Source organism: Zhongshania aquatica (assembly GCF_027257955.1).
Lineage (GTDB): Bacteria > Pseudomonadota > Gammaproteobacteria > Pseudomonadales > Spongiibacteraceae > Spongiibacter > Spongiibacter aquatica.
In genome coordinates this window covers 101,843-126,360 of record NZ_JANZNQ010000003.1, presented here as the reverse complement: position 1 = coordinate 126,360, position 24,518 = coordinate 101,843, and the positions used below count along the sequence as shown (strand labels likewise).

Genomic DNA, 24,518 nt, shown 5'->3' with positions numbered 1-24,518 from the left:
CGCTCTTTTTCATGGCAGTATTCTGTATACTGTGTCGCGTTCGCTACCAGCAAAAGCTAGGTGCTGCGCTTTGCGCCAGCTGACTCACTATCTCTACCTAAGGTTTTAACTTTTTGATGGATACTCCGCTTTTATTAATGATCTCCGGAATTGCCTTTGTCGGATTGTGCCTTGGCGCTGTTTTATCTGCGTTGTTAATGGGGCGAAGTAACCGAGCACACCAGAGTGTACAAGAAGAGAAAGCGCTGGCTTTGCAATCTGCTTTAGACAATCAGCTTGAAGTCGGTGCTAAATTAGCTGTCCAACTGGAGGAGGCACGAAGCCTAGCGGTCGCCAGCGAACGAGAGCTTGCCGTTGTTCGTGAGCGTTTAACCATTCAGGGTGAATCCTTAGCGGCGGCGCAGCAAAATTTGGCCAGCGCAGAGCTAAAAAGTCATGAACTTGCCGATGCCTTAGCTCGTAAAGAGAGCGCGTTCACCCATTTGCAAACTGCAACTGCAGAGCAAATTGCGCTGCTTAGTGACGCCAAGAAGCAACTCACTGAGCAATTTGAACAGCTGGCCAATCGTATTTTTGATGAGAAAAGTCAACGCTTTCAGGTGCATAGCAGAGATGCTCTTGACGTTCAGTTAAAACCTTTCCGTGAACAGCTAAAAGAATTTCGTGGTCGTGTAGATCATATCTATGACAACGAGAATCGAGAGCGCGGTGAGCTTAAAGAACAGCTTAAAAATCTTCAGGAAATGAATCGCAGTATCAGCAAAGAGGCGCAAAACTTAACCCGCGCCTTAAAGGGCGACAACAAAGCACAGGGCAATTGGGGCGAGGTTATTTTGGAGCGTGTACTGGAAGAGTCCGGTTTACGCAAAGGTCACGAATACGAAACCCAAGTTAGCTTTACCGACGACAGCGGGCGAAGACGTCAGCCAGACGTTATCGTCCATCTGCCCGATGATAAAGATATCGTGATCGATGCCAAAGTGTCGTTAATTGCCTATGAACGCTATTGCAGCAGCGAAGATGAAACTGAACGCCAGGCATTTCTGCGCGAACATGCGCAGTCTGTAAAAGCGCATATCAATGGTTTAAGTACCAAGGGTTATGAGCATATTGAAGGTTTGCGAACCCTCGATTTTGTCTTTATTTTTATTCCCGTTGAAGCGGCTTTTATGGCGGCGTTTGAACATGATCCAGAATTGTTTCGTAATGCGTATGAGAAAAATATCATCGTAGTCGGGCCAACGACGCTACTAGCTACGCTAAGAACAGTGCAAAGTATTTGGCGTTATGAGCGGCAGAATCAAAACGCAGATGAGATAGCGAAGCAGGCTGGTGCATTGCACGATCAATTTGCCCTGGTTTTGCAGTCTTTAGAAGACGTCGGTAAACACCTTGATCGAGGCCGCGACGCCTACGAGAAAACCCTCAATAGAATGACGCTAGGTAAAGGTAATTTGGTGTCGAGGGTAAGCCGCTTAGAAGCCTTGGGTGCCAAAGTGAAAAAGACGTTGCCGGTGGGGCTCACCGATAGGGCGGATATCGACAAGACGGATTACGACGTAACTGACAGTGAATAAGTAAACAAATAGATTAGGAGAAATTTACATGGCCTTACCCAAAGTTGGAAATCTTGCGCCAGCGTTCGCGCTGCTGGACCAAGACGGAAAAAAAGTTAGCCTGAAAGACTATAAAGACAAGAAAAATGTCGTGTTGTATTTTTACCCCAGAGCAAAAACACCGGGCTGTACGGTACAAGCCTGTGGTATTCGAGATACCAAAAAAGAATTAGATAAATTAGATACCGTCGTTCTTGGTGTCAGCCCAGATACCGTGGCTAAGTTGAAGAAATTTGAAGAAAACCCCAAGAAAGAAGAAGAACCCTTAAACTTCACACTGCTGTCTGATGAGGATCACAGCACTGCCGATAAATACGGTGCATGGGGCCCGAAGAAATTTATGGGTAAGGAATTTGACGGCATTTTGCGCAGTACGTTTATCATTGGTAAAGACGGCCGTCTCAAACACATCATGGCGAAGGTCAACACGAAAACGCACCATGATGACGTGTTAAAACTGATTCACGAATTAGGTTTGGTGGAATAAGTTTCGTCCGCAGATCATCGCGTTTATGAGGTGGCGTCTGACTCATCATGAGTCGATGCCACTTTATTAAGTTTGTAATTCTCTAGGTCTTTAGAGACCAAGTCTAAGCAAAGCTTAAGCACTACGGCGTCATCTAAAAAACCCGCAATGGGGATGATGTCTGGCACCGCATCGAGTGGAAGTAAAATATACAATAACGCCGTGACCACTGACCCTAATGACCACCAGGGTATTTCCCGATAGTCTCCCTTCACATAATCTTGAAGCAAACTGAAGAGGGTTTTTACTTGGCCAATATATGGCGCGAGTGAAGCATTCTGCAAAACTTTGTTAATGATCCGTTGGCGATTGCTGAGGGCGACATCAATATCTGATTCAGTAACATCCGAGGCGCCATTGTCGAGTACTTTTTGGGCGCGTTTTTTAGAAAAAATTTGCATGGATATGAGCCTGAATCACCAAAGGTAGATTGATTCTACGTGCTCAGCCACACAGGGTAAATGCCGGCTCATCAGGGTGATAGAGCCGGAAATGCGCTAGGAATTGGTTAGTTCTAGCCTAGGAACTTGCGCAATAGCTCAGATTTAAGAATTTTACCCGCCGCGTTGCGGGGCATTTCTTGTTCGCTAATCCAAACGTGGCTAGGTAGCTTAAAGGCAGCCAGCTTGTCACGCAGATAGTCATTCACCTCATCAGCAGTAATTTGCGCATTCCGTCGCATTCGAATCACAGCCCCTGGGGTTTCTCCCAAGCGTTCATCTGGCACGGCGATGATAGCCGCTTCGGCGATGGCAGGATGCAGGCTAAGACAGGCCTCTAGCTCCGCTGGGTAGATGTTCTCGCCGCCGCGAATAATCATGTCTTTGGCGCGATCTACCAAAAATACGAAATTCTCTTCATCAAGATAGCCGATATCCCCTGTTGCCATCCATTCGCCATCGAAATTGCTTTTATTCGCCTCTGGCTTGTTCCAATACTGCGCTATATTACAAACGGATTTTAACCAGACTTCACCGGTCGCACCGCTGGCCAGCACGCTGCCGTTCTCATCTCGGGTCTGCCATTCCACAAGTGGAGATAGGGTTCCCGCACTTTTTGGCTTATAGGAATAGGCTTCGCCTGTGCAGCTTGCGCAGATAGCATTGCTTTCTGTCATGCCGTAGCCGGTGCCTATATAGGCATCATCAAAGGTGTTTTCGATAGTCTCTTTAAACGCGGGCGGGCAGGCTGCGCCACCGCCGCCCAGGGAAAACAAGCTGCGAGTATCGGTAGACGAAAAATCGGGGTGGCGGAGTAAGTCCATCACCATCGAGGGGACGGCGCTGAATATGGTGACTTTTTCGGTGCTAATTAATTTTAGCGCCTCTTCCGGAGACCATTTATACATCATTACTGTTTTGCGCCCGCCGCGTAGATTAAGCAGGAACGCGGCGTAACAACCTGATACGTGAAACAGTGGCACACTAAGCAATGTGCAGGGGGGGAAACCACCGGCAAACATTTTCTCAATGGCGCTGGGGTTTGCCATTGCAGAACAAATAGCGTGAAACTCAAAGCTGTAAATAGCTTGGCAAATGTTTCTATGTGTGGATACTGCGCCTTTTGGACGTCCAGTGGTGCCAGAGGTATACATAATTTGCGCAATATCATTGGTATCACATGGTACAACCGGGAGTGTTTTACCGAGGTTGTTTTCAATAATCTGCTCAAGATACTGAACGGTCATGTCGTCGACGCTATCGGCCCGAGCAACAATCGCTTTGCAATTCTGTTTCTGCAAAAGTGGATTTAATAATGATAGACGCTGCGAATCACAGATCACATATTTTGCGCCAGAATCCTCTAAGCCATAGCTAAGTTCATCGGCAGTGCCCCAAGAGTTTAAGGGTACGACCACGGCGCCGACAGAAACAGCAGCGATATAGGCGATCATCCATTCTGGGTAATTTCGCATGGCAATGGCGATGCGGTCGCCTTTTACGAGGGCGTCTTGCTCAATTAGATGGCTGCCCAGCGCGTCTACTTTTTCAAAGAATTCGCGAAAGCTGAGGCGCTCTTGCTGATATACCAAAAATTCCTGATCGCCGTGTGCTCGGCCAGCATCGACCAACTCTCGCATCGTAGTCGGTGCGTTTTTATAGCGGCGAAAGCCGCTGGCGCTGTCGTCAATAATTTCGAATGGCGCGCCGGGCTGGCATAGCTGTGCGGTACAATCTTTTAGCCGAGTTGAAATATTGCTCATAGTAACTTTGGCGACCTTAGTTTTTTTCAAACATATTATGGGTGAAGCTTAGACTCGCGGGTATCGGCGCGTTGATAGTTTCCATGATGCGCTCATATTCTGTGTGGCAGATTCGCCATTCGCCATCGCTAAAACGATATTGGTCGGTGTAAATCGCCGTGCCGAAGAGCATCCAGTTTTGCTCTTTGTTAAAGACCAGATCCTGTAAATACCATTTACCCGTGGCACTCTTGGTGTCGTGAATATCTATTTCGGGATGGTGGCAGTTATGCATTGTGAGCACCTGAGGGGAGTCCATATGGCCTTTCAAACCGCTAATTAGCTGCTCGCGATTGTCAAAGCTGTATTTTCCGCCGTCGTATCGGGCGCTGCAATCTGCGCTAAGTGTACTCTCTAATAGGTCCCAGTCATGGGTGTCGACGGCGCGAAGGTAGGTATACTTCAGCTTTTTGATAGCCTCTATTGCAAGAAGGGTGTCGATTGCTGCTTGGCTCATGATATTGAATCCTTTGTTATTCTATTGGGCATGTTAATTCGTTACTGAGGGAGCTTTGCCGTCTCGTGACGTCATTAATTAACGTTAAGCTATTTTAGAGTGACTGATGGACCCGCGACATGATCTGAACAGATGAAGACTGGGGAAGCTTACCCGTGGCACACATAGTTAAACCTAGGTCTGTATTTTTAGTCCACCGTTGAAAGCAAGGCTAAGGCGTGGCGTTCTCAAGTCAGCTAAATTTGGTGAATTTTGTTAAGCTGTGTGGCGGTTTTATATATCAGGAGTAATTGGATGCGTATTATCACTGCGAATACCAACGGTATTCGCTCGGCGGGTCGTAAAGGGTTTTTTGAATGGCTGGCAAAGCAGGATGCAGACGTAGTGTGTATTCAGGAAACTAAGGCTCAGCGCGACCAGTTAGACGAGGCTCTATATCATCCAGAGGGTTACACAACGGTCTACTGTGATGCGGTAAAGAAGGGTTATAGCGGTACGGCAATGTACTGCAAGAAACCGCCCAATAGCATTACCACGTCATTAGGTTGGGATCCCGTTGATAGTGAAGGGCGCTACATTCGCGCAGATTACGACAACATTAGCATCATCTCCATGTATCTTCCGTCGGGCTCCAGTGGTGACGAGGCACAGGCTAAAAAAGACGCCTTCCTAGAAAAGATTTACCCCCATTTTCTTGAGCTAAAGGACACTGGACGTGAGCTGGTAATTTGCGCTGACTGGAATATCTGCCATAAAGAGATTGATCTAAAAAACTGGAAAGGGAATATGAAAAACTCCGGTTTTCTTCCTCATGAAAGAGCGTGGCTAGATAAATTGTATGGTGAGGCGGGCTTTGTTGACGCGTTTCGGCAGATAAACCAGGACGAGGTTTATACCTGGTGGTCGAATCGTGGCCAAGCCTATGCAAACAATGTGGGGTGGCGATTAGACTATCACGTCATCACTCCTGGCTTGGTTGAGGGAATACGTAGTGCCAGTGTCTATAAGGAAGAGCGCTTTTCTGATCACGCGCCCTTTACTATGGACTACGATTACTCGCTTTGAGTTAAGTGCTTGTGTACTATTGCAAGCGTATTTTAGTGCTGTGGCTGGCTATGCGCGGCGTTTGTTTTTGATCTTTGAGTAAGGACATGTAATGAGTTTTTTCATTTCTGAGGCGCATGCACAGACAGCCGGTGCAGGGGCACCTCCTGGTGGTGAATTGTTCCAGATTGGTTTTCTGGTTCTTATGTTTGCCTTGTTTTACTTTATTGCTATTCGTCCCCAGCGCAAGCGCCAAAAAGAGCATGCGGCAATGGTGGCTGCTTTAGGAAAGGGCGACGAGGTTGTAACGACCAGCGGTATTCTCGGCAAGGTGACAAAACTCGATGATGACTATGTCGTGGTAAGCGTTACCGATAACGTGGAATTAAAGTTTCAACGTGCTTCAATTCACGCGGTATTGCCAAAAGGCACTTTGAAGGCAATCTAATAACAGGAGTTGCGCGCTTCGCAATACTGCGGGGCGCATTCCGCAAATAGGTGGTACATGCCTAATTCTGTTAAAAAGCAATATATCTCCGCACAACGTGTGGGTGGTCAAATGCCTCCACGACTAAAATTAGCGCAACTTCCAACTCCTTTGCAGCCCTTACAACGTCTGAGCGAAAGACTCGGTGGCCCTAAAATATGGGTTAAGCGCGATGATTTAACGGGGAGTGTGTTGTCGGGCAACAAAGTACGCAAATTAGAGTTTAGTTTGGCGCAAGCCTTAGCCGAAGACTGCGACACGATTATTACCTGTGGCGGTGTGCAATCGAATCACTGTCGTGCGACCGCGCTGTTGTGCGCGCAATTGGGCTTGCACTGTCATTTGGTGTTACGCGGCAATGAAGTCCAAGTACCCGATGGTAATTTATTATTAGATTTCCTCGCTGGGGCAGAAGTTAGTTTTTATTCAACTGCCCAATATCAGCGCGAATTAGACAATATTTTGATGCGTGTTCACGCAGACTACAAAAAGCAAAATCGAAAGGCGTTTATTATTCCCACTGGCGCGTCTGATGCAATTGGGGTTTGGGGCTACGTCGAGGCCTGCGCCGAACTCAAACAAGATTTTATTCAACACGATATTTCCCCAAAACACATTATCTGCGCTACCGGTTCAGGCGGCACACAAGCAGGTTTAACCGCAGGTGTTCATCGCTACGGCATAGACGCGCAGGTGTGGGGAGTGAATGTTTGCGATGATGAAGCGTGGTTCTTAAATAAAGTTAACAGCGATTTGGTGGATTGGGAGCGACGCTATCATACTGGCATAAACCTTGAATCATTGTCGGTGAAGGTTATCGATGGGTATGTCGGTGCAGGCTACGCTCAAGCGGGACAGCAGATATTTACCTGTATAGCAGATGTCGCCAAAGGAGAAGGTTTAGTCTTAGATCCGGTCTACACAGGTAAGGCGTTTTACGGAATGTTAGATCAAATTGAAAATGGTCTTTTTGGCGACTCGGGCGATATTGTGTTCATTCATACTGGTGGCGTGTTTGGCATGTTTCCCCAGCGAAGTCAGTTCGCGTTTTAAATTAGAGCCTTTTTGAGTTCTGATGTTTGTTATTTTTGTGTTTGAGATGTATCGATTAAACCGGCACCACTGATTCTATCAATCAAAGATTCGATGGCGTTTAATGGTCGCAACAGAGCTGGCCTCTATTCTGTGACGGCATACTAAAAAACACGGTAAGGGACTCTACATGGAATCTGTGTCTGCATTTGTGAATACCGTCAACGGCATAGTTTGGGGACCGTTGATGTTGGTGCTTATTCTTGGCACCGGCGCATACCTTATGATTGGGCTTCAGCTCATGCCGCTGCGTAATATCGGCACCGCCTTTCGTTTACTGATGAAGGGGCGTAAATCCGGCAGTGATGATGGAGAAATTAGCCCCTTTCAAGCCTTAATGACGTCTTTAAGCGCTACCATTGGTACAGGTAATATCGCCGGTGTCGCTACCGCTATTGCGCTGGGTGGCCCCGGCGCATTGTTTTGGATGTGGTGTACCGCACTGGTTGGAATGGCGACAAAATACAGTGAAGCCGTGTGCGCAGTGCATTACCGCGAACAAGACGCGGAGGGTAATTTTAGTGGTGGCCCCATGTACTACATTAAGAACGGACTCGGCCCTAAGTGGCGCTGGTTGGGTGCGTGCTTTGCTTTATTTGGTGCGATGGCCGGTTTTGGTATAGGGAATACCGTGCAGGCAAACTCAGTTGCCGACGCTATGCAGGGTGCTTTTGGCGTTCCGGTTTGGATAAGCGCGCTGGTTATGTTCCTTGGTGTTGCGTCCGTCATACTAGGTGGCGTAAAGCGCGTTGCCAGTGTTGCTGGATTTCTCGTTCCCTTTATGGCGATTAGCTATCTTCTCGTTGGCATTATTGTTTTGTTAATGAATCTCAGTGCCTTGCCCGGTGTATTTAGTTTGGTTATCGATTCAGCCTTTAACGGTACCGCGGCGGTCGGCGGTTTTGCGGGCGCAGGCATTGCGGCGGCAATCCGTTTTGGGGTGGCCCGAGGTGTATTTTCTAATGAAGCTGGTCTCGGTAGCGCGCCGATAGCACACGCCGCAGCAAAGACAAACAATCCCGTTCGGCAGGGCATGATCGCCATGTTGGGTACGTTTATAGACACGATATTAGTGTGCTCAGTCACAGGCTTCGTTATTCTGTTATCCGGTGCGTGGCAAAGTGGCGAGAGCGGTGCGGCCTTATCGACCATGGCCTTTGAGTCTCAAATTGCAGGCGGCCACTATATTGTTGCTCTAGGTTTAGCCATTTTCGCCTTTACAACCATGCTCGGTTGGTCGTATTACAGCGAGCGCTGCGTGGTGTATTTTTTTGGTCCGCGAGGTGTTATGCCTTTTCGCATTGCTTGGGTGCTGGCGATTCCAGTGGGCGCTATGGCGAATCTAGGTTTTATCTGGTTGCTGGCTGATACCTTAAACGCCCTGATGGCGATTCCAAATTTGATCGCATTGCTGCTGTTGAGCCCCGTTGTTTTTAAACTTACCAAAAGCCAGCTGGCTTTGGCGAAGACGAGCGCTTAACGCGCTTTCTTATGTGGCGTCGGCATAATCGCTTGGCGGCACTTTTTTCTAGCGATTTATCTTTCTAAAAATTCGATTTTATTATTTTTAGCGGAATAGCATCGTCTTTACGTGGGGTTATGGGCACTTACTAATTGAAAATTCCGTGGTGAAATAAGCCGTGTATTATCTAATGTGAGTATTTATTCAGGGTTTTAAGGTTTTAAACACAGTATTCACGTTTTAAGCAAATAGGGTGGTGAATGGCGACTTTTGTATTAGTGCATGGAGCTTGGACCGGTTCATTTTGCTTCAGGCGTGTGCGGACAATTCTTCAGGGAGTGGGGCATGAGGTTTTTACACCGTCCCTTACAGGTCTTGGTGAGCGGGCGCATTTGGCGAGTCCCCAAATTACACTTAGCACTCACATCCAGGACGTTGTGAATCAAATTCTTTATGAAGATTTGAGCGATATCGTTCTTTTGGGTTATTCCTATGGCGGGGCTGTAGTCACCGGATGTTTGGACCATATTGCTGATCGTGTCTCGCACCTGGTTTACCTAGACGCGTTTGTTCCATCGGATGGTGAGAGTGTACTGGAATTAATCGGTTTACCCAGGCCGCCTATCCAAATAGGGGTTCAAAACTATCTTCCGCCAACGCCTAGAAAATTTGACGACCCTATTCAAGAAGAATTCCATAATCAGCGCCGGGTTCCCCATCCCGTCGCTACTGCTTTGGAGCCAGTGAGGCTTGCCCAGCCGCTGGAGTCGTTTGGGTTTCGTCGCAGCTATATTCGAGCTACTGAGAGTGATTCTTCTGAAATCGGCAACAACCATTTTACCAATGCGGCTGCACATGCTCGTGATTCTGAGGCATGGGGATACCACGAGATCGAGACGAATCACATGATCTTGAGTAATAAGCCAGACGAGCTCGCGCATTTATTGCTTGAAATTGTTTGATGGCTTGGCGTGCCAGCCGCTCAATTTATTCTTTTAAATACTCTCGATGGACCCGCGCAGTAATTCGTGTAAATAGCTCGTAACTAATTGTATTGCAGTGCTGGCCCACTTCGACAGCGGGGAGATTTTCGCCCCATAGCGTGGCGATGTCGCCCGGCTTTACTGAAGGAAGATGGCTTACATCTGCGGTTAGTAAATCCATAGAGACTCTGCCTGCTATCACGGCGCGCTCACCGTTGATAAGAAGGGGAGTGCCATCGGGCGCTTGGCGAGGATAGCCGTCTGCATAGCCTGCGGCAATAGTCGCGATTATTGCCTTGCCATTCGCTTGCCAGCGGCGATTATAGCCGACGCCATCGCCAAGATTTACCTCTCTCACTGCCAGGACTTTTGCCTTGAAGGTCATTACCGCTTGTAGAGCATTTGTTGCGGCTAGGGTACTGCTCGGGTCGTCGCCGTAGAGCATAATGCCGGGGCGTACCCAGTCTAGGTGGGTTTTGGGATGAACAATAATCGCAGCGGAGTTTGCCATGCTAATAGGAACGCTACCCAGCGACTTACTTAAGGAGGTAAGTTGTTGGTGTTGGCGATTTGTATTTGTGTAGTCCTCGGTCTCGGCATCACTAAAATGGCTCATGTGATGGATGGCGTTGATATTGTGATGGGCAATCAATAAGCGATGGGCCTCGGTAAATTCTGACGCGCTCATGCCAAGGCGATTCATGCCGGTATTCATTTTTAACCAGACGGTTATTGGCTGCGGCAATTTGGTCGTTGCGAGTAACTTTGCGGTGTTAATGTCGTGGATGACTAAGTCTAATTTATTTACTGCGCACTCGATCATGACATCGGCGTTAAGCTCGGTGCCCAGTAGCAAAATACGTGTATTGGCTTGGGCAAACCGGAGACTTAACGCTTCGCTGAGTCGCGCGACAGCAAAGCCGTTAACTAAATCGTGTAGTTGGTCCGCAACCCATTCTGCGCCGTGTCCATAGCCATTGGCCTTTACCATCGCTAAGATGGCTGCATTTGGCGCGAGGCGACGAACAATGGCGGCATTGTGGCGCAACGCTTTACTATTTAATTCAACCCAAGTTGTTTTATGCATAATCACCGACTCTTAACCAAGCTGAATTCTAGCGGTCTTAACGCAGTGATAACAGCGCGCAATGCGTTTGTGTTCGCTTTGTTGTTTTCTTGCTCGGCGTTCGCAGAGGATTGTGAACAGGCACTATTTCCAGTCGCATCGTCGGAATGGTTATTGCCCAGTCCGCAGATGTTTGAAGATCGTGAGCGCGTCAACTCATCTCACTGCAGTGACACGAGCAGTGATCTTGCCCAGTGGTATTTCTGGGGCGGTGGAGAAAAGGTCGCCGACCTTAATAAGGCATATCACTATGCATCGCTCGCGTTAGTGGAAAATAAGTGGCCCTTTGAATTATCGCTTTTGCATGCTGCGTTCGTAATTGCAGGTTTAGACAGTGCAATTGGTGTTGACGAGGCGGTTCGTCGTTTTAGGCGAGAAATTCTCAGTGGTAATCAGATACGTCGAGACAAAGCACTTGCCATGCTAAATCAGCTGAGTGGTTTTTTACCTCATATTCACACTTCGCCTGCTTCGCTCTACGTAAACTCAAGTCTTACTAAACCGGTTAATCTGCCTGCGCGTGTTGCCCTGCAGTTGCCTCAAAATGCGAATAAGCGACCGGTTTTATTGGCTGACAGCAGTGGGGCGCCGTCACTGTATTGGCTTGGTGGTCCTCGTGCAGCGCGGTCTTCATCAGTAAATCAGGCAGTGTTTCAGCAATATTCCATTAACAAGGGTGGCCGTGTCGATGACGTTCGCCAGCAGCTATGGCAAGTTCCCGCAACAATGCCTCATAGCGGCGTGTTGGTCAGTTTGTTTGAGCGTAAGGACGGCAGCCCCTATGAGTCTCGTTGTACTGCCACGCAACTTACATCGCTGTGGTTGCTGTCGGCATCACATTGTTTATTTACACCTGAGGGCGGTGGCAAATTAGTGTCGGTTAATTACCTTGCTGACCCCCTCGATCGGCAGGCTAGCGATGTTGTAAAAACGCCTGTAAATAAGGTCTGGCGTCATCGACAGCATCGCCCAGAAGATCAATACAACGGTGAAATTGGTCGCTATAGCGGCTCGGATATCGCCTTATTTAAATTGGCTAGGCCAATTACATTAGCAAAACCGCCGGCCTTGTCGACGCCGACATCAGATGATCCCTGGGTAGATAGTATTGCCTACCCGAATGATAAACGCCCAAACACTCTGTGGGCGTCTCGCTGTCGCGCTAATTTTTGGCAAGAAGGTAGTGATAGTCTCAGTGATTTATATGTTCTGGATTGCTTTAGTTACGCGGGGCAGAGTGGGGCGGTATTGACCCAAGAGGATAATGGAGAGCGGCAAATTGTGGGTGTATTATCGGCTCGAATCTATAACGACGAGATAGATCAGCCGGTATTTGCGGCCTTAAATACGATCTTGATCAAAGAAATTCAGTCTTTACTGGCAGAAGATAAGTCCGAGCTATTTGTTATGGTGCCAATCGGTCTAGGGCAAGAGCCTTCAAAATTAGCATCTGCAAAACCCTAAACGCGCGTAGGGCTGTTATCTTGGTCTGGCCATATTGTATAGTGAGCTTACTCCACCATGAAGTGTGATTATGCCGAAAGGATTTGAGAATAAATTAGTCGTCGCGATCTCATCCAGAGCGCTCTTTAATTTGGATGAGAGTCACAGGGTCTACGAGTCGGAAGGCCTCAGCGCCTATCAGAAATACCAAATCGATCATGAAGACGAAATTCTCGAACCGGGCGAAGCCTTTGGCATTGTTGAGCGCTTATTACAGCTGAACGATTACCTAGATGACGCGCGGGTCGAAGTCATTTTGCTGTCGCGCAATTCCGCTGATACCGGATTGCGGGTGTTTAACTCCATAGAGCATTACAAACTCAATATTAGCCGCGCAGCATTTAGCGGTGGTGAAAGTCCCTATCGCTATGTGTCTGCCTTTGGCTGCCATCTGTTTCTCTCGACCAACGCTGAAGACGTGCGACGCGCACTAGATAACGGCGTGGCTGCCGCGACACTATTACCCCGATCTAAAAAATCCCAGCCCCTCAGTAAGCGAGAACTACGTTTTGCCTTTGACGGTGATGCGGTGATTTTTTCTGATGAAGCTGAGCAAGTCTTCAAACGCGATGGCTTGGAGGCCTTCACGGCTAGTGAGGTAGCGGCGGCAGACACCCCCCTGAGCGGTGGACCATTTAAGAATTTCTTGGCGGCGTTGAATGCGCTGCAATGCGAATTGTCTGACGATGATCCGCCAATTCGCATTGCCTTAGTTACCGCACGCTCGGCGCCCACACATAAGCGTGTTATTCAGACATTGCGAAATTGGAATATTCGGATCGACGAATCACTGTTTCTTGGCGGTTTGGAGAAAGGCGAGTTCTTAGCAGCCTATGGTGCCGATGTGTTTTTTGATGATCAGCCCGGCCATTGCGAGTCGGCGAGTGAACATGTTTCTACTGGTCATGTACCCCATGGCATTGCGAACAAATTGGATGATTGATCTAAAGGCGATAGGAAGATTTGGCTAAGCCTATAATCATAAAAGAGTCAGCGGCGCGAGTGTATCGAGCACGTACAGGTTCAGGAGTCACATCAGGATGAAACTGCAACAACTGCGCTATATCTGGGAAGTCGCGCACCATGAAATGAATGTGTCTGCGACCGCGCAAAGCCTGTTTACGTCGCAGCCGGGTATTAGTAAGCAAATTCGAATGTTGGAAGACGAACTCGGTGTAGAAATTTTTGTTCGTAACGGCAAACATCTCACCGAAATTACCCCAGCAGGACACATTATTTTAAAAAGCGCTGGTGAGGTATTGGGTAAAATTGAAGGCATTAAAAGCATCGCGCAGGAATTTAAAAACCCAATGCGCGGCAGTCTTTCTATCGCCACGACCCATACCCAAGCTCGTTATGCGCTGCCTAGCGTGATAAAAACCTTCATTGAACGTTATCCAGACGTGTCTCTGCATATGCATCAAGGCACACCGATGCAGATTTCAGAAATGGCGGCTGACTGTCAGGTTGATTTTGCTATTGCCACCGAAGCATTAGAATTGTTTACCGACCTGATTATGATGCCGTGCTATCGCTGGAACAGAACTATTCTCGTTCCAAAAGGCCATCCTTTGGCAGAGTTGGAGACGATGCGAATTGAAGATGTCGCACTGTATCCGATTGTGACCTATGTATTTGGCTTCACCGGGCGCTCAAAACTAGATGAAGCGTTTTCGAAGAAAGGGCTGGAGCCTAAGGTGGTTTTTACGGCGACTGACGCGGACGTAATTAAAACCTATGTTCGACTTGGTCTCGGTATTGGTATTGTGGCGGAAATGGCCTTTGACCCAATCGCCGATTCGGATTTGGTGGCAGTAAATGCCAGCCATTTATTTGAGCCCAGTGTGACTAAGGTTGGCTTTCGGCGCGGTACCTATATGCGCAAATTTATGTATGATTTCGTCGAACTATTTGCCCCCCATTTAACGGCGGAGTTGGTCGACAAGGCCTACCAGTGTCACAGTAAAACCGAGCTAGATGAACTGTTTGCCAATATAGAGCTGCCGACCTACTAGGCTGATATTGGCGTGTTAGTCAAGATTGCTTTATCGGCCTCAAGCCGTTAGATTGACGCGGTTTTTCGGCGCAGAAGCGTAATTTAATCAATTTTAGGAGTAGTGTTGTGGAAATCGCCTGTCTTGACCTTGAAGGGGTGCTTATCCCAGAAATCTGGATCGATTTTGCGGAACGTACCGGTATTGAGGCCTTAAAGGCAACCACCCGCGACATTCCAGACTACGATGTGTTAATGCAGCAGCGTCTGCGTTTGCTAAGTGAAAATGGTCTTGGTCTGCCTGATATCCAAGAAGTGATTGCCGATATGTCGCCGATGGAAGGTGCGCGCGAATTTTTGGATTGGCTGCGCGAGCGTTTTCAGGTGATTATTCTTTCCGATACCTTTTATGAATTTGCCGCGCCCTTAATGAAGCAACTGGGTTGGCCAACGCTGTTATGTCATAAGTTGGAAACAGACAGCTTGGGCAAGGTAGTGGATTACCGTATTCGCCAAGTGAATCCAAAGCGTCAGTCGGTATTGGCGTTAAAAACCTTGTATTATCGGATTATTGCAGCGGGTGATTCCTACAACGACACCACCATGCTGGCCGAAGCGGATGCGGGTATTTTATTTAAAGCCCCTGACAACGTTATCCGTGAGTTCCCGCAATTTCCGGCAGTGCATGATTACGAAGCGCTTAAACTAGAATTTATTAAAGCCTCAAATCGTAATCTCAGTTTATAAGATATCTTTTAAAGATCGGCAAGCGCCGCTAATAGCTTGCCGATCTTTGTTTCCGTTTCGATAAACTCTTCGTCTGCATCTGAATCAGCTACTATCCCGCCACCGGCCCAGCCAGTAATCTCATTGTCGGCACAGACAAAGCTGCGTATGGCGATATTACTGTCCATTTTCCCATCAGCGCCTAAATAGAAAATACTGCCGCAATAGACACTTCTGCGGTGAGGTTCAATCTCGTCGATAATTTCCATCGCTCGACGCTTTGGCGCGCCAGTGATCGATCCACCGGGGAAGCAGTTCTGTAGGGCGTTGAATGGCGTGCAATCTGGGCGTAGCTCTCCAGACACCGTGCTCACCAAATGATGAACCGTGCGGAAACTTTGTAATTCACATAGCTTCTCTGTCTTCACAGTGGAGGCTAGACAGCTCTTACTGAAGTCATTGCGAAGTAAATCTACAATCATTACGTTTTCGGCGCGGTTCTTTTCGCTGCCCCGTAGTTCGGCGGCAAGGGCTTGATCCTTAATTGGGTCTGGATCACGGGCTGCCGTGCCTTTGATAGGCTGAGTTTGCAGATGACCTTTACGTGCAGAAAGTAAACGCTCTGGTGAAAAACTAAGAATTTGGCTGTTGCCTAGGTCCATAAACACAGAAAAGGGCGCGGCAGCGGTTTCGCGAAGGCGCTGGTATGCTTGCCATGGATCGCCCCGATAATTCGCATTAAAGGCCCGCGTAAGATTGATTTGGTAGCAATCACCGGCCCGGATATAGTCCTGCACCCGATTAAATGCCTGCCGGTATTGCCGCTGATCTAAAGAGGAGACGAAGTCGCCGCTTAGTTTAAATGGAGTAATGGGCGAGTTCGGTTTGGCTGAGAGAACACATTGCTCTATTTGCGCCAGCGTTTGATCGTCTACACCAGCTTGTGCAACTAATTCGCACTGCTTGTTCAGGTGGTCAACCACAATTGCCCATTCATAAACGCCAACGTGGAAGTCTGGGGTTGGCGGTGAGGCTATCGGTGGTTTTTGCTCGATATCGCAGTCAATTTTAGCGGAGGGTCTGCCAAATTCGTAGCTCATGTAGCCGATGGCGCCGCCGCAGAAAGGTAAATCGTCTGTGCTAACAAACTCGTTGCACAGGGTTTTTATCCGATTCTCGGTGTTAATCAAAAATGTGCGATTGTTATCGTATGAATTTGTTTTTAATGAAATAATTTCTTTGGGTTGGGCGCAGATGATGTCAAATCTACCAAAGTCGCTGAAGGGCGCGGCGCTGTCTAAAAATACCGGATAGGCCAGGTGTTTTAGTTTGGAGAAAAAACCGCAACTGTCGCAGTGGTAGGGTAGAGGAATGCGACGAAGGCTAGCCATTAGATGTTGCTCAGAGTGTCGTTCAAAAGCAGCGAGTAGGGGTCGATTTTACGTGCTATGAGCCTGAAAATCTAGTGTTTTGTCAAATTGACATATGCCTCGAAAAGGGCCGCTTAGATTGACAGAGAAGGCCTTTCCCAGTAATGTTAGCCGCCGCTTTGAGAAACACCAAGCCGTCATTGCAACACACAGAACGGTTATTCTCATTCATCCGCAGTTCAATATGTTTGCTGGCGTAATGCCCCTTTGGTTTTATCACCGTGTTAGGGATCGTTAGAATCTCGTACTGGTAAAACACAACAAAGAGACAATCGCTTGCGGCATGAGCGCGGGTTACCCATAAATGAAATGCAGCTGGAACTGACAGGCATGACAAAAATAGCTTCACAGATACCCTCACTGGAAAATCCCTTCGAGAAGAAAGCAGAGCTCGAATTTACTGTCCCTGGTCAAATTGACTACGATCCTGGCTTATACGAAGCCGCTCTTCAAGCTGGACATGACTTGCAACAACGACCACGGAAAATGGCCGGTGTTAAAGGCATTCAAAAACAGCATGAAAAGAAACGGATGACTATTTGGGAAAGGATCGACGTACTGGCAGATGCCGGCACTGAACCTAAAATCCTTTACCAAAACTGGGGTAAAAATTTAGATGGTGCGTCGCTAGTAACCGCCGTCGTCAAAGTTAACGGACGTGATGTTGCCATGTACGGCCACGACTTTACCGTTCGTGCCGGTTCTATGGACGCCACCAACGGCAGCAAGCTCGCTAATTTATTTAAGCTAGCTGGTAAATTGGGTATTCCGCTAGTCGGCATGAATGACTCTGCCGGTGCGTATATTCCCGCCGGTGTAGGTGGTCTAGATGGCTACGCCGAAGCGTTTACCGCACTTCGCCATATAAATGGTGTAGTGCCTTCGATCATGTGTATGTTCGGTTATAACGCAGGTGGTGGCTCTTATTTGCCACGTCAGGGCTCTTTTGTAATACAGCCTAATGACACCTTCTTTGGTTTAACCGGCCCCGGCGTTGTTAAGTCGGTACTCGGTGAAGACGTCACCGCAGACGAGCTCGGTGGCCCCAGTGTTCACTCTAAATCTGGTGTCACCGATTTTGTCGTGCCAGACGAAGTCGCGGCGCTACGTAAAGTAAAAGAGCTGTTGAACTATCTGCCGAATAACAGCGCAGAAGCGCCAGCGTTTCAGCCGACTTCAGACCCGATTAGCCGCAGAACTTGGGACATCGATTTGCTGTTGAAGAAAGCGTTTAACAGCCCCACCGGTTTTAATACGCCGTTTGATATCAGCATCATCATTCAGCAAATGTGCGACCACGGCGATTTCTTTGAAATTCAGCCTGAGCGCGCGCGTAATACCGTGTGTGCGCTTGGCCGTATGGGTGGTAACGTCGTTGGCTTTGTGGCAAACAACTCGGCGGTTGCCTCTGGTCAAATTGACATTGATGCGGCCTATAAGAATGCCCGTTTCATCCGCTTCTGTAATGTGTACAACATTCCCGTGATCTTCATGGAAGACACCACAGGCTTCCTGCCAGGCAAAGAGCAAGAGGCGGGCGGTATTGTGCAAGCTGGTCGCGCGATGTTAGATGCGATTATTGATCTGCGCACTCCGCGCTTCCTGATGATTGTTCGCAACGCCTTTGGTGGCGCCTATGCGGCATTCAATAACTACCCCACTGGGGCAGATTTTGTTTGCGCACTACCGACCACACGGTTGGCGGTAATGGGCCCAGCTGGGGTTGAATATGTTTATAAAGATGAAGTTCGTAAAATTCGTACGGCGGTGAAACCTAAAATTGCTGAACTGACTGCACAAAATGTTAAGGCAGGTATGTCTGATGCTGAAGCGGCGAGCACCGCAAAAGACGCAGTAGCAGCATGGCAAAAACAGGAAGAGCTGTTATTGACCCAGCGTTATGAACGCGAACTGATGAATCCGAATGAAGCACTAAGCCTGGGATCGATATCCCAGATCGTCATGCCTTCTGACCTTCGCAAGGTCTTAGGTGAACAACTGGAACTGCATCTCAAGGCTTACAAGCCTGAGCCCATGAGCGGTACACAGCGGGAATTCCATTAATTTCCAAGTGTAGAGCTGTTCCGTAATTCATTGACTCTAGACGATTCGCTAACGAGGTTATTCGACGTGCAAGCAAGTAACAATTACTACCTAAACAATCCGATGGTGCATAAGGACCGTCAACTGGCCAAATCAAACACAGCATGGACTAGAAGTTTCGCATGTAATGATTTGAAACCATTAATAATTTGCCGTGGCCCAATCCGTAAGGAAGCCATGGATGTCTTCGATGAAATGGGCATTCACCACTACGGTATTTTGCTTTCTGAAAAAGACTCAATCACTTACACCAACGCATTGGCACCTGAGCTGCGCACGCTGACCGATCCAGATCGGGTTCACCGTGTACCGGACTACACCGGTGCCACCAAAGAAGAGCGCGTTCGCCGTATTCAGCAAATCATCCGCATTGCTTACGACAACGGCTACAACGCAATCTTCGCTGGTTATGGGTTTATGTCCGAAGACGCCGAAATGGTGGAGTCTATGGAAAAGGCCGGGCTGAACTTTATCGGACCGTGCTCTTACACCCAAAAGTCTGCCGGTATGAAAGACCAAGCAAAGCGTACCGCCCTGGAAACCGGCGTATCGGTTACTCCTGGTGTGAACAATGCGACAAGTTTGGCTCTCTTTGCCAAGTACGGCACCGATGGTCTTGAGAAATGCGCTAAAGACAACAAACTGAGCGTGGATTTCGCGGCCTGCAAAGACGTTGAAGAGCAAGCGCTAGCCTTGTTAGCTGCGTCATATGCGGCGGGTATCGATATTATAACTGCCGCTGATATCGGACTTGCGCTGCAAGTTGAAGCCAAGCGCATGTTGGCAGAAAAGCCGAACAACCGCTTCCGCTTAAAAGCGATTGCTGGTGGCGGTGGTAAAGGTCAGCGTATTTTGCAATCTGCAAACTCCTATGAGGGTGCGACGATTGAAGAGAAGCTTGAAAAGGCCGTCGCTAAAGTACCGTCATTGGTACAAGAGTGTCTGATCGAGTTGAAAACCAACGGTGTGGGCGACAATAAAAACGTCCTTATCGAAATGAACATCGACACAACTCGCCACCAGGAAATTCAGGTAGTGGGTAATGGCGAATGGTGTATGACCATGGGCGGTCGCGACTGTTCTTTGCAGATGCATGAGCAGAAGCTTCTCGAAGTGTCAGTCACTGAAGAAGAGCTGGAAGCGGCAATTAAAGTAGCCGAAGCTGCTGGTAGCAAAGCCGAGGCCGAGCAACTAAAGAAAGACTTGGTTATTTTGCAGCGTATGGAAGAAGAAGGCGCTGTCTTTGGTGAAGCGGTAAAACTGGATTCTGTGGGCACGTTTGAATGTATTGTCGATGGCGAATCGCATTACTTCATGGAAATGAATACCCGTATTCAGGTCGAGCATCGCGTGACAGAACTTTGCTACAAGCTCAAGTTCACCAACCCTGACGACTCTGGCGATTATTTTATTGCCGAGAGTTTAGTTGAGGTTATGGTACTGCTGGCACGTCATGGCAAAAATCTACCTAAACCAACTCGTATTCTGCGTGAGAAAACCTCTGTTGAAGCGCGTATGAACGCCACCAACCAAGCATTGCAACCTCATGCTGGCGGCGTTATCGAAAACTGGTCCAACGCGATTCCCGGTGAAATCCGTGACGATCAAGGCATTTCTACCCACAACCCGGATACCGATGTATTCATGAAATACCACCTTGCTGGTGCGTATGACTCAAACATCGCTTTGCTGCTCACTACCGGTGATACCCGCCTAAGCAGCTACCAGCGCTTAGCGGAAATTCTGCGCCGCACTGAACTGCGTGGTAAGGATTTGTCGACAAACCTTGAATTCCACTATGGTCTTGTTCACTGGTTTATCGGCAATGGGATCAATGCGCGTCCTTCGACACGCTTTATTGTTCCTTATCTGACGGCGGTTGGTTTGCTTAAAGAACAGGCAAACCAAATTGATTTGGATGTGGCCTACGATGAAATTCGCCAGCGCTATGTTAGTGAAGCTGGCGCCAATGCTGGCGCATGGGCTGCGGCCTTAGATGCCAAGAAATTGCTGATGATTCGTCCGTTGGAGCGCCTATTTGCCGAACCGCACTATATGGCGGGTTGGCTGAGCATGAACAAAGACAGCTTGAGCATTGAAAAAGGTAAGATTAAATGGGCGGTTAACCCCATTGAGCTATTAGAGAAGCTGTACCACTTCCTAAATATGGATTTTGAAACTGGCAAACCCGCCCGTTACATGATCTGGGATCACGACCACGAGATCCTGAGTGCTGCGGTCAGCTTCTACAAAACCTTGAACGAGAAAGTAGACGCGGCGGACTTCCCTGCGCTTGAAGCGCTACTTGCCTCAGATAAGGCGCCAAAAGGGATTGACGCTGACGAGTGGGCGGCGGTGCGCAGCGCGCACGTTGGTTACATGTCGGGTACAGAAGTACTGTCTGTATTGGCTTATATTGCAGATAAAACGGGTTTCTTCGAACTGAGTGTCAATGCGGATTTGAGTATTACGATTCCAGATCGATTGACCGACGAAACTCTGCAAAAACGTATGGCGAAGGTACTTGTTCCACCACCAGCGGCGAAGTCAGATGAAGTATTGGCTGCTAGCGGCGGTATGTACTATCCACGCGAAGCGCCGGGCATGGACGTGTTCGTTAATGTTGGCGATCATTTCGAAGCTGGCGATACCCTGTACATTGTTGAAGTAATGAAAATGTTCAACAAAGTTATTGCGCCATTTGCCGGTACCATCGATAAAGTGTTGGTGGAAGGCGATGGGGTGATCATTAAGAAAGGTCAGCCATTGTTCAAAATCATCCCAGACGAAAAAATCGTCATGGAAACCCCTGAGGAAATTGCCGAGGCACGTCGCGCTAAAACCATCGAGTTTTTAGCGACCCTGAAGTAATGGCATTGGCCGGTGGTGCGCTGCCGGCCTTTTTGAAACATTAGGAGTATTCAGATGATTACCGGACTTGATCACATTGCAGTTGCAGTACCCGACTTAGAAAAAGCAATAAAACGCTTTTTAGAAGACTTTGGCCTCACTTACGAAGGGACTGAAGAGGTAGAAACAGCGAAGACCTCAACTGCATTTTTCCCCCTTAAATCAACTAGCATTGAACTTGTCAGCCCGCTGCGTGGCGAAGGTCCCATTGCTAAATATCTGGAGAAAAAGCCTGGTGGTCTTCACCATTTGTGCTTTAGCACCGACGATATCGTGGCCGACGTCGCGCGGTTGAAGGGTCTAGGTTACCAATTTCTCAGCGACGCACCGTCACTGGGTGCGCATAATTGCCAAGTTATATTTATTCATCCTAAATCTTGCGACGGCGTACTCATCGAGTTAAGTCAGCCAGGAGATGATCACCACTGATTTTCGATAGATGCCGCGCAACAGGTGGTGATGCACATAAGCGGCACGATCGCGTTTTACTAAGGACGCTCTGAATTATCGTAAATTTTTGTTCTGGCAGGGTTCGCATCTCGTTGATGTCGCCAGCGCTAAAATGAATACGTATTCAGAGCCACCAAACACTGACCCTCATTGAAAACAGACAGGTATTAGTATGGCTGACTACAAAGCTCCCGAGACTTCCGTAGAAGAGTGGAAAGCAATGGCGAATAAAACCCTCGCCAAAGGCAACCAGACGCTAGATGATTTAGTTTGGCATACCCCAGAAGGTATCGACGTTAAGCCTTTATATACCAAAGAAGATACTCAGGATCTGCCGTACACAAACACCTTACCGGGTGTAGAACCTTTTATTCGTGGCCCGCAGCCAACAATGTATGCCGGTCGTCCCTGGACGATTCGACAGTACGCGGGTTTCTCAACTGCTGAAGAATCTAACGCCTTCTATCGCAAAGCCTTGGCCGCGGGCGGACAGGGTGTATCTGTCGCCTTCGACCTTGCTACTCACCGCGGTTACGACTCGGATCATCCCCGTGTAACTGGCGATGTGGGTAAAGCTGGAGTGGCGATTGACTCTGTTGAAGACATGAAAGTCCTATTCAACGAGATCCCATTAGATAAAGTGTCGGTATCCATGACCATGAACGGCGCGGTATTGCCGGTTCTGGCTGGTTACATTGTCGCTGCAGAAGAGCAGGGCGTGGGTCAAGATCAACTATCCGGTACTATTCAGAACGATATTCTTAAAGAATTCATGGTGCGGAATACCTACATTTACCCACCGCTACCCTCAATGAAAATTATCGGCGACATCATTGCTTACGCCTCCGACAATATGCCGAAATTCAACACCATTTCAATTTCCGGTTACCACATTCAAGAAGCCGGTGCTGACGCCGCGCTAGAGCTGGCGTATACGCTAGCTGATGGTAAGGAATACATCCGCACCGCGATCGCTGCGGGCTTGGATATCGATAAGTTTGCTGGCCGTCTGTCCTTCTTCTGGGGCGTTGGTATGAATTTCTATATGGAAATTGCCAAAATGCGCGCTGCACGTTTGCTGTGGTCAAAAATTGTTAGCGAGTTTGAACCAAAGAATTCGCGCTCAAAAATGCTGCGTACCCACAGCCAAACTTCTGGCTGGTCGCTGACTGAGCAAGATCCCTACAACAATATCGTCCGCACCGCTATCGAAGCGATGGCAGCTGTTTTCGGTGGTACCCAGTCACTGCACACCAATGCATTGGACGAAGCGATTGCACTGCCAACCCAGTTCTCTTCGCGTATCGCACGTAATACTCAGTTAATTATTCAAGAAGAAACCGGCATTACCAAGGTCGTTGATCCTTGGGGTGGTTCTTACATGATGGAATCCTTGACCAAAGACATCGCCGACCGCGCTTGGGAATTAATTCAAGAAGTGGAAGAAAAGGGCGGTATGGCTAAAGCCATTGAAACAGGTCTGCCAAAACTGCGTATCGAAGAATCGGCAGCGCGTAAGCAGTCTCGTATTGACCGTGGTGAAGACGTTATTGTCGGCGTCAACAAATACACCTTGTCTGAAGAAGACGATGTTGATGTTCTCGATATCGACAATAATGCGGTACGTGAATCTCAGGTGGCGGCACTGGCAAAAATTCGCGCTTCTCGCGATGAAGCTGCGGTTGAGGATGCGCTTGAGGCGATTTACCAATGCGCCTGTGGCGGTGAAGGCAATTTGCTAGACCTCGCAGTTAAAGCAACCCGTTTACGCGCCACGGTTGGTGAAATTTCCTTTGCGATGGAGCGTGAGTTCGGCCGCTTTAATGCACAGGCACAAACTGTGTCTGGTGTTTACGGCAGCGCTTACCAAGATGACGAAAACTGGCAGGGCATAACCAAAGATATCGAAGATTTCTCTGATAAGCACGGCCGTCGCCCACGGATGCTAGTGTGTAAAATGGGGCAAGACGGTCATGACCGCGGAGCGAAGGTTATCGCCACGGCTTTTGCCGACGTCGGTTTTGATATCGACTTGTCGCCGATGTTCTCTACGCCAGAGGAAGTGGCGAAGCAGGCGGTGGAAAACGACGTGCATGTGGTTGGTGTGTCATCTCAAGCGGCGGGTCACAAAACCCTGATTCCAGAATTGATCGCAGAACTGAAGAAAGTTGGTGCCGATGACATCATCGTGATCGCCGGTGGTGTTATTCCCCGCCAAGATTACGACTTCCTTTATGACGCAGGCGTAAAAGGTATTTTTGGTCCGGGCACTAAAATTCCTTTGGCCGCACGCGGTGTACTAGACGCTGTTAACGAAGCATATAAGGCATAAGTAAAGCAGACGTTTGACGGGAGACTCAGCGCCGAT

The 24,518-nt window shown here is 48.4% G+C and carries 20 protein-coding genes; 15 read left to right on the top strand and 5 right to left on the bottom strand.

All coding sequences use genetic code 11. The features are described 5' to 3' along the window. The first annotated feature begins 116 nt into the window (after positions 1 to 116). Positions 117 to 1,577, top strand: coding sequence for a DNA recombination protein RmuC (locus O9X78_RS03920; protein WP_269618309.1), 1,461 nt, complete (start codon positions 117 to 119; stop codon positions 1,575 to 1,577). Positions 1,578 to 1,605: 28 nt separating this feature from the next. Further along, the gene (bcp, locus tag O9X78_RS03915; protein WP_269618308.1) at positions 1,606 to 2,103 is read left to right on the top strand and encodes a thioredoxin-dependent thiol peroxidase; all 498 of its coding nucleotides are present in this window, start codon (positions 1,606 to 1,608) and stop codon (positions 2,101 to 2,103) included. A 23-nt stretch (positions 2,104 to 2,126) separates the two neighbouring features. On the opposite strand, the gene O9X78_RS03910 is transcribed toward bcp, so the two are convergent. The 3 genes from O9X78_RS03910 to O9X78_RS03900 form a co-directional block, all read right to left on the bottom strand. After that, positions 2,127 to 2,543, bottom strand: a complete 417-nt coding sequence (locus O9X78_RS03910; protein ID WP_269618307.1) for a YkvA family protein — start codon at positions 2,541 to 2,543, stop codon at positions 2,127 to 2,129. Between the two features lie 113 nt (positions 2,544 to 2,656). Then, entirely contained in the window at positions 2,657 to 4,345 is a 1,689-nt protein-coding gene (locus O9X78_RS03905) for a class I adenylate-forming enzyme family protein (RefSeq protein ID WP_269618306.1), read from the bottom strand. 16 nt (positions 4,346 to 4,361) lie between these two features. Continuing rightward, a complete protein-coding gene (locus O9X78_RS03900; RefSeq protein WP_269618305.1) occupies positions 4,362 to 4,841 on the bottom strand; it encodes a nuclear transport factor 2 family protein in 480 nt (159 codons plus the stop codon). Positions 4,842 to 5,135: 294 nt separating this feature from the next. Between O9X78_RS03900 and O9X78_RS03895 the strand changes: the two genes are divergently transcribed. The 5 genes from O9X78_RS03895 to O9X78_RS03875 all read left to right on the top strand — a co-directional run bounded on the left by O9X78_RS03895 (position 5,136) and on the right by O9X78_RS03875 (position 9,888). Continuing rightward, entirely contained in the window at positions 5,136 to 5,906 is a 771-nt protein-coding gene (locus tag O9X78_RS03895; RefSeq protein WP_269618304.1) for an exodeoxyribonuclease III, read from the top strand. Positions 5,907 to 5,997: 91 nt separating this feature from the next. Beyond that, positions 5,998 to 6,333 carry a preprotein translocase subunit YajC gene (gene yajC, locus O9X78_RS03890; RefSeq protein WP_269618303.1) on the top strand — a complete coding sequence of 112 codons (336 nt, stop codon included), beginning with the start codon at positions 5,998 to 6,000 and terminating at the stop codon, positions 6,331 to 6,333. A 57-nt stretch (positions 6,334 to 6,390) separates the two neighbouring features. Next, positions 6,391 to 7,425, top strand: a complete 1,035-nt coding sequence (locus tag O9X78_RS03885) for a D-cysteine desulfhydrase family protein (protein ID WP_269618302.1) — start codon at positions 6,391 to 6,393, stop codon at positions 7,423 to 7,425. Between the two features lie 169 nt (positions 7,426 to 7,594). Continuing rightward, positions 7,595 to 8,944, top strand: coding sequence for an alanine/glycine:cation symporter family protein (locus O9X78_RS03880; RefSeq protein WP_269618301.1), 1,350 nt, complete (start codon positions 7,595 to 7,597; stop codon positions 8,942 to 8,944). A 242-nt stretch (positions 8,945 to 9,186) separates the two neighbouring features. Beyond that, positions 9,187 to 9,888 carry an alpha/beta hydrolase gene (locus O9X78_RS03875; protein ID WP_269618300.1) on the top strand — a complete coding sequence of 234 codons (702 nt, stop codon included), beginning with the start codon at positions 9,187 to 9,189 and terminating at the stop codon, positions 9,886 to 9,888. A 25-nt stretch (positions 9,889 to 9,913) separates the two neighbouring features. Here the strand turns inward: O9X78_RS03875 and alr are convergent, their stop codons facing one another. Next, on the bottom strand, positions 9,914 to 10,996 hold the full coding sequence (gene alr / locus O9X78_RS03870; RefSeq protein WP_269618299.1) for an alanine racemase: 1,083 nt from the start codon (positions 10,994 to 10,996) through the stop codon (positions 9,914 to 9,916). On the opposite strand from alr, the gene O9X78_RS03865 reads away from it, so the two are divergent. The 4 genes from O9X78_RS03865 (at position 10,991) to thrH (ending at position 15,278) form a co-directional block, all read left to right on the top strand. Next, the gene (locus O9X78_RS03865; RefSeq protein WP_269618298.1) at positions 10,991 to 12,499 is read left to right on the top strand and encodes a trypsin-like serine protease; all 1,509 of its coding nucleotides are present in this window, start codon (positions 10,991 to 10,993) and stop codon (positions 12,497 to 12,499) included. The genes alr and O9X78_RS03865 overlap by 6 nt on opposite strands. Before the next feature lie 70 nt (positions 12,500 to 12,569). Next, the gene (locus O9X78_RS03860; RefSeq protein WP_269618297.1) at positions 12,570 to 13,481 is read left to right on the top strand and encodes a 5'-nucleotidase; all 912 of its coding nucleotides are present in this window, start codon (positions 12,570 to 12,572) and stop codon (positions 13,479 to 13,481) included. A gap of 97 nt (positions 13,482 to 13,578) precedes the next feature. Beyond that, positions 13,579 to 14,553: an HTH-type transcriptional regulator CysB gene (gene cysB, locus O9X78_RS03855; RefSeq protein ID WP_269618296.1), complete on the top strand. Its 975-nt coding sequence runs from the start codon at positions 13,579 to 13,581 to the stop codon at positions 14,551 to 14,553. A gap of 107 nt (positions 14,554 to 14,660) precedes the next feature. Next, complete coding sequence (gene thrH / locus O9X78_RS03850; RefSeq protein ID WP_269618295.1) at positions 14,661 to 15,278, top strand: bifunctional phosphoserine phosphatase/homoserine phosphotransferase ThrH; 618 nt, start codon at positions 14,661 to 14,663, stop codon at positions 15,276 to 15,278. A gap of 8 nt (positions 15,279 to 15,286) precedes the next feature. On the opposite strand, the gene pabB is transcribed toward thrH, so the two are convergent. Beyond that, a complete protein-coding gene (gene pabB / locus O9X78_RS03845; RefSeq protein WP_269618294.1) occupies positions 15,287 to 16,648 on the bottom strand; it encodes an aminodeoxychorismate synthase component I in 1,362 nt (453 codons plus the stop codon). 369 nt (positions 16,649 to 17,017) lie between these two features. Here pabB and O9X78_RS03840 point away from each other — a divergent pair, with 369 nt between their 5' ends. The 4 genes from O9X78_RS03840 to scpA all read left to right on the top strand — a co-directional run bounded on the left by O9X78_RS03840 (position 17,018) and on the right by scpA (position 24,482). Next, positions 17,018 to 18,751, top strand: coding sequence for an acyl-CoA carboxylase subunit beta (locus O9X78_RS03840; protein WP_269618293.1), 1,734 nt, complete (start codon positions 17,018 to 17,020; stop codon positions 18,749 to 18,751). 66 nt (positions 18,752 to 18,817) lie between these two features. Continuing rightward, positions 18,818 to 21,661, top strand: a complete 2,844-nt coding sequence (locus O9X78_RS03835; RefSeq protein ID WP_269618292.1) for a biotin/lipoyl-containing protein — start codon at positions 18,818 to 18,820, stop codon at positions 21,659 to 21,661. A gap of 54 nt (positions 21,662 to 21,715) precedes the next feature. After that, positions 21,716 to 22,129, top strand: a complete 414-nt coding sequence (gene mce / locus O9X78_RS03830) for a methylmalonyl-CoA epimerase (RefSeq protein WP_269618291.1) — start codon at positions 21,716 to 21,718, stop codon at positions 22,127 to 22,129. A 193-nt stretch (positions 22,130 to 22,322) separates the two neighbouring features. After that, entirely contained in the window at positions 22,323 to 24,482 is a 2,160-nt protein-coding gene (gene scpA, locus O9X78_RS03825; protein WP_269618290.1) for a methylmalonyl-CoA mutase, read from the top strand. Positions 24,483 to 24,518: the final 36 nt, after the last annotated feature.